The 13022-nt window shown below is 38.2% G+C and carries 16 protein-coding genes and 1 other annotated feature; of the genes, 5 read left to right on the top strand and 11 right to left on the bottom strand.

Annotated features, from left to right (window positions below):
- Positions 1-37: 37 nt before the first annotated feature.
- From QM941_RS02840 to QM941_RS02830, 3 genes are read left to right on the top strand one after another with little or no spacing between them, the layout of a single operon-like run.
- Positions 38-958 carry an FAD:protein FMN transferase gene (locus QM941_RS02840; protein ID WP_414338617.1) on the top strand — a complete coding sequence of 307 codons (921 nt, stop codon included), beginning with the start codon at positions 38-40 and terminating at the stop codon, positions 956-958.
- Between the two features lie 33 nt (positions 959-991).
- A complete protein-coding gene (locus QM941_RS02835) occupies positions 992-1597 on the top strand; it encodes an NADPH-dependent FMN reductase (protein WP_414338614.1) in 606 nt (201 codons plus the stop codon).
- Positions 1598-1615: 18 nt separating this feature from the next.
- Positions 1616-2845: an NAD(P)H-dependent oxidoreductase gene (locus QM941_RS02830; protein ID WP_414338611.1), complete on the top strand. Its 1230-nt coding sequence runs from the start codon at positions 1616-1618 to the stop codon at positions 2843-2845.
- 83 nt (positions 2846-2928) lie between these two features.
- Here QM941_RS02830 and QM941_RS02825 read toward each other — a convergent pair whose 3' ends face one another.
- The 5 genes from QM941_RS02825 to rplJ form a co-directional block, all read right to left on the bottom strand.
- On the bottom strand, positions 2929-3186 hold the full coding sequence (locus QM941_RS02825) for a DUF896 family protein (RefSeq protein WP_070678121.1): 258 nt from the start codon (positions 3184-3186) through the stop codon (positions 2929-2931).
- Between the two features lie 29 nt (positions 3187-3215).
- A complete protein-coding gene (glyS, locus tag QM941_RS02820) occupies positions 3216-5252 on the bottom strand; it encodes a glycine--tRNA ligase subunit beta (protein WP_414338608.1) in 2037 nt (678 codons plus the stop codon).
- 212 nt (positions 5253-5464) lie between these two features.
- On the bottom strand, positions 5465-6382 hold the full coding sequence (gene glyQ / locus QM941_RS02815; RefSeq protein WP_316108606.1) for a glycine--tRNA ligase subunit alpha: 918 nt from the start codon (positions 6380-6382) through the stop codon (positions 5465-5467).
- A gap of 588 nt (positions 6383-6970) precedes the next feature.
- Positions 6971-7336 (bottom strand): 50S ribosomal protein L7/L12, encoded by a 366-nt coding sequence (gene rplL, locus QM941_RS02810; RefSeq protein ID WP_075229428.1) that lies wholly within the window; start codon positions 7334-7336, stop codon positions 6971-6973.
- A gap of 74 nt (positions 7337-7410) precedes the next feature.
- Positions 7411-7911 (bottom strand): 50S ribosomal protein L10, encoded by a 501-nt coding sequence (rplJ, locus tag QM941_RS02805; protein WP_075229427.1) that lies wholly within the window; start codon positions 7909-7911, stop codon positions 7411-7413.
- 38 nt (positions 7912-7949) lie between these two features.
- Positions 7950-8085, bottom strand: a sequence feature (ribosomal protein L10 leader region).
- A 171-nt stretch (positions 8086-8256) separates the two neighbouring features.
- Between rplJ and QM941_RS02800 the strand changes: the two genes are divergently transcribed.
- Entirely contained in the window at positions 8257-8784 is a 528-nt protein-coding gene (locus QM941_RS02800; protein ID WP_414338603.1) for a hypothetical protein, read from the top strand.
- A 17-nt stretch (positions 8785-8801) separates the two neighbouring features.
- Positions 8802-9317, top strand: a complete 516-nt coding sequence (locus QM941_RS02795; RefSeq protein WP_414338600.1) for a transcription repressor NadR — start codon at positions 8802-8804, stop codon at positions 9315-9317.
- Here the strand turns inward: QM941_RS02795 and QM941_RS02790 are convergent.
- The 6 genes from QM941_RS02790 to QM941_RS02765 form a co-directional block, all read right to left on the bottom strand.
- A complete protein-coding gene (locus tag QM941_RS02790) occupies positions 9314-9781 on the bottom strand; it encodes an 8-oxo-dGTP diphosphatase (protein ID WP_414338598.1) in 468 nt (155 codons plus the stop codon). The genes QM941_RS02795 and QM941_RS02790 overlap by 4 nt on opposite strands.
- A gap of 18 nt (positions 9782-9799) precedes the next feature.
- The gene (locus tag QM941_RS02785; protein ID WP_414338595.1) at positions 9800-10234 is read right to left on the bottom strand and encodes a hypothetical protein; all 435 of its coding nucleotides are present in this window, start codon (positions 10232-10234) and stop codon (positions 9800-9802) included.
- Positions 10231-10743: a hypothetical protein gene (locus QM941_RS02780; RefSeq protein WP_414338593.1), complete on the bottom strand. Its 513-nt coding sequence runs from the start codon at positions 10741-10743 to the stop codon at positions 10231-10233. The genes QM941_RS02785 and QM941_RS02780 overlap by 4 nt, the downstream gene beginning before the upstream one ends.
- Positions 10744-11268: 525 nt before the next feature.
- Entirely contained in the window at positions 11269-11895 is a 627-nt protein-coding gene (locus QM941_RS02775; protein ID WP_414338590.1) for an NAD(P)H-dependent oxidoreductase, read from the bottom strand.
- Positions 11896-11988: 93 nt separating this feature from the next.
- Positions 11989-12486, bottom strand: coding sequence for a GNAT family N-acetyltransferase (locus tag QM941_RS02770; RefSeq protein WP_414338588.1), 498 nt, complete (start codon positions 12484-12486; stop codon positions 11989-11991).
- Complete coding sequence (locus QM941_RS02765) at positions 12452-13015, bottom strand: GNAT family N-acetyltransferase (RefSeq protein WP_075567382.1); 564 nt, start codon at positions 13013-13015, stop codon at positions 12452-12454. The genes QM941_RS02770 and QM941_RS02765 overlap by 35 nt, the downstream gene beginning before the upstream one ends.
- Between the last annotated feature and the right edge of the window lie 7 nt (positions 13016-13022).

Here is a 13022-nt window from a genome sequence, read left to right as displayed (position 1 = left end):
ACAACTATTTCCAATTGACTTGAAAGGAGTTAGTTTTTTGCCTTTCTGTTCATCTTCTGAACGACTAATGGGAACTACGATTACCATTTCCTTAGTACATGATCGGGCTGATTGTCTGCTCAGACAAGCTTTTGATTTGCTTAAAGAGCTTGAATTTCGGTTCAATGCCAATAGTGCTGAATCTGAATTGATGGAAATCAACTATCTTGCTGGCATTGCTCCTGTTAAAGTTCATCCTGATTTATTTGAACTGATTTCATTAGGTTTAGACCACAGCCTAGCACCTAAAAGCCATCTCAACATTAGCATTGGCCCTTTGGTTCAAACCTGGCGCATCGGTTTTTCCGATGCAAAAGTTGCAAGCTCTGAAGAAATTGCTTCAGCCTTAGCACTAATAGACCCTCATTTTATTAAACTCGATTCAGTCAATTCTACAGTTTTCCTAGAAAAAAAGGGAATGAAAATTGACTTAGGGTGTTTAGCAAAGGGCTATAGCGCGGATAAGGTTGCCATATTCTTGAAAGAGAATGGAGTCACTTCTGCTCTTATCAATCTTGGAGGAAACATCCTCACAATTGGTAATAACCAGGCAAAAAACGGTCAACCTTGGCAAATCGGCATTCAAGATCCAACTCATACACGTGGTAATCACCTGATGACCTTATCAGTTACTGGAAAATCAGTTGTTACTTCGGGTATTTATGAACGGCACCTGACAATTGACGGAAAAGACTATCACCATATTTTTGATAGTGAGACAGGATTCCCTGTCGAAACAGAACTCGCTAGCCTAACGATTATCTCTGATAAATCCGTTGATGGTGAGATTTGGACAACCCGCCTATTCGGTGAACGTAGCGCTTCTATTATGTGGCAAGTCGAAAATATTGATGGCATCGAAGCCATCCTCATTGACAAAGATGGACGCATCGCTTGTTCATCTGGTATCCAACGGTAATTAATTAATAATGCAAAAGAGAAAGGAAAGCCCATGCTTAAACTTATTGCTATTGTAGGAACTAACTCAAAACGTTCCACAAACCGCCAACTGCTTCAATATATGCAGAAACACTTTGCTGATAAAGCAGAAATCGAATTGGTAGAAATTAAAGACCTACCAGTCTTCAACAAACCTGCAGATAAACTTATTCCTGCAGAAGCCTTAGAAATTGTTGCAAAAATTGATGCAGCTGATGGTGTGATTATCGGCACTCCTGAATATGATCACTCAATTCCAGCTGTTCTTATGAGCGCCCTAGCTTGGATTTCTTATGGAGTATTCCCACTTTTGAATAAACCAGTCATGATTACTGGTGCTTCATATGGTACTCTTGGTTCTTCACGTGCTCAATTGCAACTTCGTCAAATTTTGAATGCTCCTGAGATTAAAGCAACAGTTCTTCCTGATGAATTCTTACTCTCTCATTCTCTTCAAGCATTTGATAAGAATGGTGACTTGGTAGATCTTGATGTTATCAATAAATTGGATGCCATCTTTGACGACTTCCGTATCTTTGTCAAGATTACTGAAAAATTGCGTAGCGCACAAGAATTGCTTCGCAAAGATGCAGAAGAATTTGACTGGGAAAACTTGTAAGATAGGAGACAAAATAGAATGAAATTTGTTGGACTTGTTGGATCAAACTACGATCAATCATATAACCGCAAACTCTTGGAATTCATCCGTCGTAACTTCAAACTCAAATTTGAATTAGAAGTTCTTGAAATCGATGAAGTTCCAATGTTTAATCAAGATGAAAAATGGGATGAAAGCTTCCAATTACGTCTTCTTTATAACAGAATTACACGTGCTGATGGTGTCATTATTGCCACTCCTGAGCACAACCACACAATTTCTGCTTCACTTAAATCAGTTCTTGAATGGCTTTCATACGAAGTTCATCCATTTGAAAACAAACCAGTGATGATCGTTGGTGCTTCATACTATGACCAAGGAACTTCACGTGCTCAAGTTCACCTTCGTAAGATTCTAGATGCACCAGGAGTAAATGCCTACACATTGCCAGGTAATGAGTTCCTTCTTGGAAAAGCTAAAGAAGCTTTTGATAATAACGGAAACATTATCAACGAAGGAACTGTTAAATTCCTTGAGACTTGCTTAGATAACTTTGTCAAATACGTAGGAGTCGTTTCGAAATTGAAAAAACCAAAACCAATTGATCCAGAAGACTTAGATTGTGGAAAACCAATCGCTACAACTATTACAGAAGTTGACCCTGATGATCCAGAATGGGTAGAAAAAGTTGCAGAAATTACAGGCGCTGTATCTGGTGATACATACGTTAAACTTGACCATGGTATCCTTACAGTTAACCAAATTGATATGTTCTTGAAAGCTATGCCTTTTGAATTGACATATGCTGACGATAACAACCAATTCCTCTACTACAACAATGCTCACCAAGATCCAGATACTATGTTTGCTAAACGTGTACCTTCTCAATCAGGAGGCCGTATGTCAACTATTCACGGTTCCCTTCCACCTGCACGTATGAAGAACGTAGAGTGGGTCATCGGTACACTTCGTAATGGAAACCAGCAATACGTACGTACCATTGTTCCAGGTTCTCCAGCTGGTGTCATTAATACTCACAACTACCAAGCTATGTACTATCCTGATGGATCATATGCTGGTATCAATGAAATTGTCTTTAACTTCCAACCATGGCTTGACTGGTACTTGAAAGAAACTGGCCAACGTTTGGTAGGCGGTAGCGGACCTTTTGCTCCTGCTGCTGGAGGTCACGGAGATGCCGATGCTACTTCTGGCGCTTCTGACTCAGCCGATGGTGGCGCAGATGCAACTTCTGGTGCTAGTAACTAATAACTAACAAAAAGGAACCATTTTGAGTTCCTTTTTTATAATAGAAATCTCGGTTCGCACACACAAACCGAGAATTTTTTTATTTATGAATTCGGATCATCAAGACTACGGCCGTGTAGACCTTTTTCTCGTTGCACTTGACGAAGTTTTTCAGGAGTCACATCATTACCATCTTCATCGACAATTTTGATTCCTTCAACGTGGTGACGTACTGAACGACGATAGCCTTCAATATATTCCTCACGAAGTTTGGCTTGTTCTACTTTTTCTTCTGCAGTCAAGCCTTCTGTTTTTTTCTTTTTAGCAAGTTCATTAATACGAGCGATTTTTTCTGGTGTCATATTTGGATCTCCGATCTACTTTTCAATTACTATTTTGTATTAAGAAGGTTAAAAGCAGCTACTGTTTTTGCTTTATTGACAAGTTCAGCTAGAATAGCCAAACGATTATTCTTAACATCAATATCCTCTGCCATAACCATGGTATTGTCAAAGAATGCATCAATAACTGGACTAAGAGCAAATAGTTGTGTTAATTTATCGCTTGCTGAACCTTTCAATTCTAGGTTTTCTACCGCTTGAGCTAGTTCTTTTTCCTGTTCATTTTCAAAGAGACTTGCATCAACTTTGACGGAACCTTCTACCTTTTCTGCTAGGTTAAAGGCACGAGATAATGACTCAACTGATGATTTGTAATCTTCAGTTTTCGTAGCTTCTGAAAGAGCTTCTGCTGCTTCAATCATATCAGAGACAACAAAGTTTGAACTTGCGAGAACAGCTTCTTTAATATCTTTTGCAGTAGAACCCATCATCTTATCAACACGAGCTTTGATGAAGTTAAGCACTTCTTCTTGGTTATCGTAAGTTAAACTATCAAATGAAAGAGCATAGAGACTAGAAATTAACTCATCCATTGGAATATTCCAACCAAAGGCATCTAAGATACGGACAATCCCTTGTGTCGCACGACGAAGTGCATAAGGGTCATTTGAACCAGATGGAATGAGACCAACTGAGAAGAAAGATAAAAGAGTATCTAATTTATCTGCAAGAGCTAGAATTGCTCCAACTTTAGATTCAGGAAGAGCTCCGTCTGCTGAGTCTGGAAGGTAGTGTTCACGGATTGCTTGTGCCACTGCAGCATTTTCACCTGCAAGAAGCGCATACTTCTCACCCATGATCCCTTGAAGCTCATCAAATTCACCAACCATACCGGTTAAGAGGTCAAATTTATAAATGGCTGCAGCACGAGCAAGATCAATAGATTCATCAACTGATAGGCCAGCTTTTTCTGCTAGCAGGATAGCAATTTGCCCTGTACGAATCATGTGTTCACGAAGTGAACCAATCTTTTCATGGAAGGTAACGTGTGAAAGTTTAGCAACTAAATCTTCAATCTTGAGCTTTTGGTCTTCACGCCAGAAAAATTCACCATCTTCAAGACGCGCAACTAAGACTTTCTCATTACCTCGGATGACATTATCCAAATACTCTGCATTTCCGTTACGAACTGAAATGAAGTTTGGTTTTAGATTTCCTTCAAGATCACGGACAACAAAATAACGTTGATGAGTTTCCATTGAAGTAACCAAAACTTCTTCTGGAACCTCTAGGTATTTAGGATCAAAATTACCCATAAATGCAGTTGGATATTCGACCAAATTTAAGACTTCGTTTAGAAGCCCTTCATCAATCTGTACTTGAACGCCTTGTTCTGCTTCAATTTCCTTGATTTGTTCACGAATCATATTTTCACGTTCAATACTATCAGCAATGACATATACTTTGCGTAAGTCTTCTTCGTAACTATCAGCATGACGGATTTCAACTTCATGTCCAAGGAAGCGATGTCCACGACTCACTCTGCCTGAATGAATATCTAAGAAATCTAGTTCAAGAGCTTCATCATCCAAAAGCACTGTCAAAGTGTGGACTGGACGGATATATTCAAAAGTATTGTTTGCCCAACGCATGCTAACAGGGAAACTTAAGCTAGCCAAGACTTCTGGAATTCCAGTCAGAACTTCTTCCGCTGGTTTTCCAGCTTCATGCTTAGTTACATAGACGTATTCTTCACCTTTGATTTCACGGAATTCAATGTCATCTACAGTCAAGCCTTTTCCACGGACAAAACCTTGTGCTGCTTTAGAAAAGTTTCCTTCTGCATCCAAAGCAATTTTCTTAGAAGGTCCTTTAAAATCTTCAGTCAAATCTGTTTGTTGGTCTGCTAAACCAAGTACACGAACAGCTAAACGACGTGGAGTTGAAAATGTTTGAATCCCTTCGTATGAAAGACGGTTCTCATCCAAGAAGGCTGCCATTTTTTCACCCAGTTGTTTTTCACTTAGTGTGACAACGTAGGCTGGTAACTCTTCGAGTCCTAGTTCTACTAATAAGTTTTTTGTCATGTTTCTTCCTTTACACAATTAATTTTCTTCAACAAGACCTTTAGTAGTGGGGAACGCAAGCAAACCTTCGGTTTCATTGCTAACTGCCAAGCCTTAAGTCTCGTCAGTTCCCCAGTCGGATAAGAAACTTCTTATCCGACTTTCACTACAGCGGTCTTGTTTTATTTAGCGACCTACGGTCGACTTTCAGTCATTTATTCCTGTAATTCTTTCTATTCTTCCTCTTCTGCTAGGAGTTGAGCGCGTGTGGCTTCGTCAAGAAGTGGGTAACCAAGTTTTTTGCGTTCTGCTACAAATGTTTTAGCTACGACACGGGCTAAGTTACGGATACGAGCAATATAACCGGCACGTTCTGTAACGGATACTGCTCCACGAGCATCAAGCAAGTTGAAGGTATGTGAGCATTTCAAAACGTAGTCATAGGCTGGGTGTACAAGGCCTAATTCCAAAGCACGTCCAGCTTCTTTTTCAAACTTTTCAAAGTTTTCAAGAAGCATATCTTGATCAGAAACTTCAAAGCTGTATTTCGAATGCTCATATTCTGGTTGAAGGAAGATTTCTCCGTATTTAACACCTGGTGCCCACTCAATATCATAAACAGAGTCTACTTCTTGGATATAAGAAGCTAAACGTTCCAAACCATAAGTAACCTCAGCAGTAACAGGACCAGTTGCCAAGCCACCGACTTGTTGGAAATAAGTAAACTGAGTGATTTCCATACCGTCAAGCCAAACTTCCCAACCTAGACCAGCAGATCCAGTTGATGGGTTTTCCCAGTTATCTTCAACAAAACGAATATCGTGTTCCAAAGGATTGATACCCAATTTTTCTAAAGACTCAAGGTAGAGCTCTTGAATGTTTGAAGGTGACGGTTTCATGACTACTTGGAATTGGTGGTGTTGGTAGAGACGATTCGGATTTTCTCCGTAACGACCGTCTGCTGGACGACGAGAAGGCTCTACATAGGCTGCATTCCATGGCTCAGGACCAATAGCACGAAGGAAAGTGTAAGGACTCATCGTACCCGCACCCTTTTCATTATCATAAGCCTGCATCAGCATACAACCCTGGTCATTCCAGTATTGTTGCAAAGTAAGGATGATCTCCTGGAAAGTCAATTTTTTAGACATTGTTTTCTCCTTTTTCTATAATTTCTTGCGACACGAGTCTGCCTCGTCGATCATACGAGGCAAGACGAGTTAGTACTGCATCTAGCTCTGGCAACTTAGTGCTAAGCGTGGGGCAGTCCGACTGTAAGGAGGTATCTGCCGCTGACGCAGTGAAATGTTAATTTCTTAGACATTGAATACTCCTTAATTTAAATGTTTGTTTGCGACTCAGAACACAAAAAAACCGTGCCTTTGCTCCTAAGTCAAGTGACCTAGGGGCGTCAAAAACGCGGTTCCACCCTAATTTATTACTTCATTATTTTTAAAAAAATACCAAAAGCGCCACACTTATCTCTCAATCACCTGACTTTCACTACCACAGGCTCGCTTAGGATTTACTGATAAGATATTCTTTCTTGTCATCTATTATAACAAAATGAAATTAAAAAGTAAATTTTTTTCATAAGGAATCTTTTCTAAATGATATAAAATAGACATACCAATTTGACATCGTTTCCCTTTTTACCCCTTATCGAACAAAATGAAAAACCGCTACTCCTAAGAATAGCGGTTTAATCATGTTTTTAAGCTACTAAAGTAGTCGCTCTATTATTTAAGAGTAACTGAAGCTCCAGCTTCTTCCAATTTAGCTTTAAGTTCTTCAGCTTCTGCTGCTGCAACACCTTCTTTAACAAGTGCTGGTGCACCATCAACAAGTTCTTTAGCTTCTTTAAGACCAAGACCAGTGATTTCACGTACAACTTTGATAACGCCGACTTTTTTGTCGCCTGCAGCTGTCAATTCAACGTCAAATGAATCTTTAGCAGCTTCTTCAGCACCACCAGCAGCAGCTACAGCTACAGGAGCAGCTGCAGTTACACCAAATTCTTCTTCGATAGCTTTTACAAGGTCGTTCAATTCAAGGATTGAAGCTTCTTTAATTTCAGCAATAATGTTTTCAATGTTCAATGCCATTGTTATTTCCTCCAAATAAGTTTTAAAATTAGTTTTTATTTTTTTGTAGCTAGGCTACACTGCGTAGCTTAAGATTAAGCTGCGTCTTCTTTGTTGTCTGCAACCGCTTTGACTGCAAGAGCAACGTTACGCACTGGCGCTTGAAGTACAGAAAGGAGCATAGAAAGAAGTCCTTCGCGGTTTGGAAGAGTTGCAAGAGCAAGGATCTCTTCTTTAGATGCGACAGCGCCTTCGATTGCACCACCCTTGATTTCAAGTGCGTCAGCAGTTTTAGCAAAGTCGTTCAAGATTTTCGCTGGTGCGATAACATCTTCGTTAGAAAATGCTACTGCAGATGGTCCAACAAAAACAGATGCAAGATCTTCAAGACCAGCTTTTTCAGCTGCACGACGTAAGATTGAGTTTTTAATAACTTTATACTCAACTTCGCTTCCACGAAGCTCACGACGAAGAACTGTATCTTGTTCAACTGTCAAACCACGAGCGTCTACAACGACGATTGATGCAGCAGCTTTCATTTTCTCAGCTACTACGTCAACTAGTTCCGCTTTTTTAGCAATAATTGCTTCACTCATTAGTGTGTTCACCTCCGTAATTATTTTGCTTGGGGAATTTTTCCAAAAGAAAAACGCGCCCAAACCTAGACACGAAAGTACAATACGCTTCTTTTTACATGATACGTTTTGTCCTCGGTAGGATATTTATGAGTCTTGCTCCCCTACTGTCTTAGGCAGTTTTTTCAAACCGCTTATTAGTTTAACATACTTGAGAATATAAAGCAAGAGTTTTCTCCTATTTTTTTAAAAAAATTTCTTTTTTATTTTAGATTGAAAGGTGCATGTGACAAGAGTTTTTATACTTGACAAGTATGTTTATTTATTGTACCATACAAGTGTATATACACTTAAAAAGGAGTTATTATGAATACACAGAAGAAAACACAATTTATGACTTTGACAGCACTGCTGACTGCTATCGCAATCCTCATCCCCTTAATAATGCCCTTCAAGGTTGTTATTCCACCCGCTTCTTACACTCTAGGAAGCCACGTTGCAATCTTTATTGCTATGTTCCTTTCTCCTTGGATGGCAATCTTTGTCATTATAGCTTCTAGCCTAGGATTCCTCATGGCTGGTTATCCAATTGTCATTGTACTTCGAGCTTTCTCCCATATCTTTTTTGGTACTTTGGGCGCCTTCTATCTGCAAAAACATCCTCAAACTTTAGATAATCCAAAATCTTCTTTGATTTTTAACTTTATCCTAGGTTTGGTTCATGCCATCGCAGAAGTTTTTGCTTGTATTATCTTTTATGCAGGAACTGGAACTAATGTAGAAAATATGTTTTATGTCTTATTTGTACTTGTTGGTATTGGTACAATTATTCATAGTATGGTAGATTATTACTTAGCATTAGCTGTTTATAAAGCATTGAAAAAACGCCGTTAAGCTTAAGAAAGAAGAATATGACAAAAAATCGAAAAGAAGCACTTCTACAACTCTTAAAAGAAGCTCAAAAACCTCTAAACGGAAAAAGATTAGCAGAACATTTTCATGTCACTCGCCAGATTATCGTTCAGGACATTGCAGTTCTTCGTGCAGACGGTGCTCCTATCTTATCAACCAATCGTGGCTATATTTATAAAGAAAGCAAAACCAATCCGTATGTTCACAAACTGTTTAAAGTAAAGCACGAGATGGAAGAAATCGGTCAAGAACTTCTAGCTATCGTCGATAATGGGGGACGTGTTCACAATACCTTGATTGATCATCCTGTCTACGGAGAAATTGAAACCTTGCTTAAACTCTCTTGTCGCCGTGACGTTCAGCATTTTTTAGAGCAAGTCGAACGGTCTGACTTTAGACCACTTTCTGAATTAACAGATGGCGTCCATTATCACCTAGTCGAAGCTGAAAACGAACAAGACCTCCTCTATATCGAGAAGGCCTTGGACAAGTTAGGTTATTTAGTAAAGGATTAGAATATTTTCTTTTCCCATCCATCTTCTGTACGATGACGATAGAAAAATTCTGACTTATCTGGAGCTTCCATCATCTCCATCAAAGGTAACATATCATAGGCCAGATTCAAATTTGGAATCTGGTCTTTTTGTACCCAGGAAACTTCTCCTTCGTCTGAAGAACGAAGGGTACCAGAGAACTCAGTAGCCTTATAACAAAAGACAATGTAACGCTCACCTGAATCTAGTGGCCAATTTTTAATGCCGACCAGTTGAGGATTTCTGATAGTCAGACCTGTTTCTTCATAGATTTCACGAATGACAGACTCTGCAAAGGCCTCTCCATCTTCAACATGACCTCCTGGAAAAGCATAACCAGACCAGTGGTTGGTTTCGGGCGAACGATACTGCATAACCACGCGCTTCTTTTCAAGATCTTCGATTAGACAAATATTGGTTAAAATGGTTAATTGTGCTCGAGACATAAAACTCACTTTCTCTGGTTAATTTTCTATCACATATTTAATTTTAGACTTCATAATCAAGGGATTAATCCAGTCGTGATATTCACGAATATCATCAAGTAAAGATCCTCTATTAATCCTTATCTCCTTGTCTTTACTATTAACATGATAGTCTATACTGACAGGAATCGATGAGTCTGGAATAAAAGATAGGAAAAAGAATATCACTAACCAGATTAAAAGAGCGAAAAAGCCACTGAGAGTCTGAAAAATTAGATGATGCCATTGAAAGATTCTAGTTTTATAGAAGATAGTCCATGGATGAATAAATAAAGTAAGGCAAAGACTAAATAACCAGATGTTCCACACAATAGGTGTAAAAGCAAAACCGAACAAACCTAAAATAAAATGAATCAGGGCGAATACGAGGAACAGAAGGTAAATTACCCTAAATATAGTTAGATGTTTCATCATGATTGACTCCTTTTTTCAATATATTTCATAAACAAAACCATTAAAGCAGGTATGGTAAAAAAGACCAGATAGGTTGCTATAGGAAACCAAATATAGCGATGATCTAGGGATAAGAGAGAAGGCAAAATCCCTTTACTGTTTTTTCCGCTAATTCCAATAAAGAGATGGACTATTAACCCGATACTATTAAGATAGATAAATAAATCTGCAAATCTTTTTATTGTCATCCTTGCACCAGACAAGTCTAGGAACCAATAGTCAAATAATCGATACACCAGACAAAAAAGATTTATATATAATGGAAAACTATAATTGATATCTCTATAGGGCGACGGAATAGGGAGACTTTCAAAAATTAGATTCAAACTTAGTCCTATTGCTAGGATAAGACTGAGGATCAAGAAGAATCCTAAAAATTTATGAGAATCTAGCCAGAGCTGAAAACTTTCTCTCCTTGAGGGATTCTTTTTTGTATTTGAATTACTTTTATTTGAATGTATTTTCCCCATTATTTTCTTCCTCCTTTTTCTTTTCAATATGTTTGGAAATTATAATTGTCACAATAGGCACTAGAAAGAAAATGAAATAAGTAGCGAGGGGAAACCAGATATAGCGATAGTCTAATGCCCATATCGGAAGTAATCATCTTCCTGTTTTAGAGGTCATCCCAATCGTTAACTGTAATACACAAGCAATTCCATTAGGATATAAAAACACTTCTGCAAAATTTCGCAAGGAAATCCAGTCTTTCCTAAAGGTACGAAGGAAAGTATGATAATATGCATTCACCAAAAGAACGATATTTAAATAAAGTGGAAAACTATAATGCAGTTCCCGATAGGTACTTGGAATAAGGGTTGTCCCGTACAATAGACATAATATTCCTAGAGCAGAAAACAACAGAACGCTTGCATCAAGTAGAAAAGCAACTTTTGTATGCTTCATCAGTAAAAGATTCATGCAATTTAGCATTCCTATCTTTTGCTTTGATTTCTGGTGTTTTTTAATGTTTTCTGTCTCTTACTTTTTTTGTTTCATGGTAGTTTTTTAACTTCTTCTGCTACTTTTTGGAGATGCTCTTCACGCATACTTGCTGTATTCACATCCCGGCCGACTTCTCCTAAGATGCAGACGCGCTTAGTTTTAATTCCACAGTGATTCAAGACCGCATTCTTTAAGACGGATATTCCATAGCTATCTGGAATGTTGAGAGGGCCCGAAAAGATTTTGTACCACCAAGTGGGCGCCATGGAAGTTGCGTAAATACTGGCTGTTTTCCCTTTTAATAACTTTTTAAACTGCTTACCTCTAAGGTAATTCCAGATAAAACTTCCCTGATCATTAGCAGAGTAAGCAATTCCAGGTGTGAAGACACGATCAATCCAGCCTTTCATGAGGCTAGGCATACTACTCCACCAGATGGGATAAACAAAGATCAGATGATCTGCCCACTTTATTAATTCCTGAGAACGAAGGATAAAAGAATCTTCGTCCATACGTTTTCGATAGCCATAACGTAAAACAGGATCAAAGTCCTCTTCATTAAGGTTGATGACTTCAAGTTCATGGCGACCTGAGTCAATGTTTTCTATAATGGTTTGAAAAATAGCCTGACAGTAACTTTCCTTATCAGGGTGCCCATTAATGACTAAAATTTTCATTCGTTCTCACCTTCATCTCTTTGTTTCATTCTATCTCTTTCACTCTTTACACTTGATTAATTGATAATAGTTCAAATATTGATAGATACGTCTTTAGGAATCTTTATTTGAAGAACACACCATCCGCAATTCCTTAACAGGTTTTCCAAGTTCAAGTATTTTTTCTTGGCCATCAACAATAAAACCCATTTTTTGATAGAAAGCAATGGCTCGCTTATTCTCTTTCAATACCCATAAGAATATTTCAGAGAAATGTTCAAGAGTACTAAGAGCTTCTTTCATTAACTTCTGAGCAATGCCTTTTCCGTAATAGTCTTTTAAAACATATAAGGCAATGATTTCACCAGCTTGAATGGTTTCATCACGGAAACTTCCATAGCTGATAAATCCAACGACCTGCTTTCCATCCATCGCAATCAAGGTATTTTCTGGATATTTTTGACTAAAGAATCGACATCTTTCTAATGTCATCGTCTCCTGAAATTCTGCAGGTAAAAGATCGTCATAAGCCTCTCTCCACGTTTGCCAGTGAACGAGGGACTTGCCTTCTATCTCTTCAGGAGTTTCCATCTGTTTGACAGTGATGACCATTTGCTTCCTCCCATTCTTCTCTCAAAATGCCATATTTAATACTATCAAAATATTTGCCTTGATAATAACGAACTTTTGGAATATGAGCTTCTTTTTTCATTCTTAATTTCTCAGCCAATTTCATCATACCAAAATTTCCTGACCAAGTTGTCAAACCAAGATGCTCCAACTCCAAGTAATCCTGAAATGTCCGATCTATCCACTGTAGCATAGCAGCTTTTCCAATTCCAGAGTTCCAAAATTTGTTATCATAAATACAAATTCCCAATTCCATCCATCTTGTTTGTTTACATACCCAGTAGCGCGAAACAGTCCCAACTAATTTATCATCAACAAAAATACCAAGGCGATTTGAGTTGTTTAGAGTAGATTCTGATTTTTGTAGTTTAAATTCTTGAAAATTAGGAAAATGCTGATAATCGTCATAATAGGGAGCATCATACTGCTTCCAAATTGGATTAGATTGTGAATAAGCAATTTCCCACAAAGACACCAAATCTTCTTCAATTAGTTTTCTTAAATCGATCATATTTATT

The sequence above is a fragment of the Streptococcus timonensis genome (genome assembly GCF_047460355.1).
In the GTDB taxonomy this organism is placed as follows: Bacteria; Bacillota; Bacilli; order Lactobacillales; family Streptococcaceae; genus Streptococcus; species Streptococcus timonensis_A.
This window is presented reverse-complemented; position numbering and strand designations above follow the sequence as displayed.

Coding starts and splice junctions, on each gene's coding strand:
- QM941_RS02835 (WP_414338614.1), top strand. CDS start 992: ATGCTTAAACTTATTGCTATTGTAGGAACTAACTCAAAACGTTCCACA.
- QM941_RS02795 (WP_414338600.1), top strand. CDS start 8,802: ATGACAAAAAATCGAAAAGAAGCACTTCTACAACTCTTAAAAGAAGCT.
- QM941_RS02770 (WP_414338588.1), bottom strand. CDS start 12,486: ATGGTCATCACTGTCAAACAGATGGAAACTCCTGAAGAGATAGAAGGC.
- QM941_RS02785 (WP_414338595.1), bottom strand. CDS start 10,234: ATGATGAAACATCTAACTATATTTAGGGTAATTTACCTTCTGTTCCTC.
- glyQ (WP_316108606.1), bottom strand. CDS start 6,382: ATGTCTAAAAAATTGACTTTCCAGGAGATCATCCTTACTTTGCAACAA.
- QM941_RS02800 (WP_414338603.1), top strand. CDS start 8,257: ATGAATACACAGAAGAAAACACAATTTATGACTTTGACAGCACTGCTG.
- QM941_RS02780 (WP_414338593.1), bottom strand. CDS start 10,743: ATGGGGAAAATACATTCAAATAAAAGTAATTCAAATACAAAAAAGAAT.
- QM941_RS02775 (WP_414338590.1), bottom strand. CDS start 11,895: ATGAAAATTTTAGTCATTAATGGGCACCCTGATAAGGAAAGTTACTGT.
- QM941_RS02765 (WP_075567382.1), bottom strand. CDS start 13,015: ATGATCGATTTAAGAAAACTAATTGAAGAAGATTTGGTGTCTTTGTGG.
- rplJ (WP_075229427.1), bottom strand. CDS start 7,911: ATGAGTGAAGCAATTATTGCTAAAAAAGCGGAACTAGTTGACGTAGTA.
- QM941_RS02790 (WP_414338598.1), bottom strand. CDS start 9,781: ATGTCTCGAGCACAATTAACCATTTTAACCAATATTTGTCTAATCGAA.
- glyS (WP_414338608.1), bottom strand. CDS start 5,252: ATGACAAAAAACTTATTAGTAGAACTAGGACTCGAAGAGTTACCAGCC.
- QM941_RS02830 (WP_414338611.1), top strand. CDS start 1,616: ATGAAATTTGTTGGACTTGTTGGATCAAACTACGATCAATCATATAAC.
- QM941_RS02825 (WP_070678121.1), bottom strand. CDS start 3,186: ATGACACCAGAAAAAATCGCTCGTATTAATGAACTTGCTAAAAAGAAA.
- rplL (WP_075229428.1), bottom strand. CDS start 7,336: ATGGCATTGAACATTGAAAACATTATTGCTGAAATTAAAGAAGCTTCA.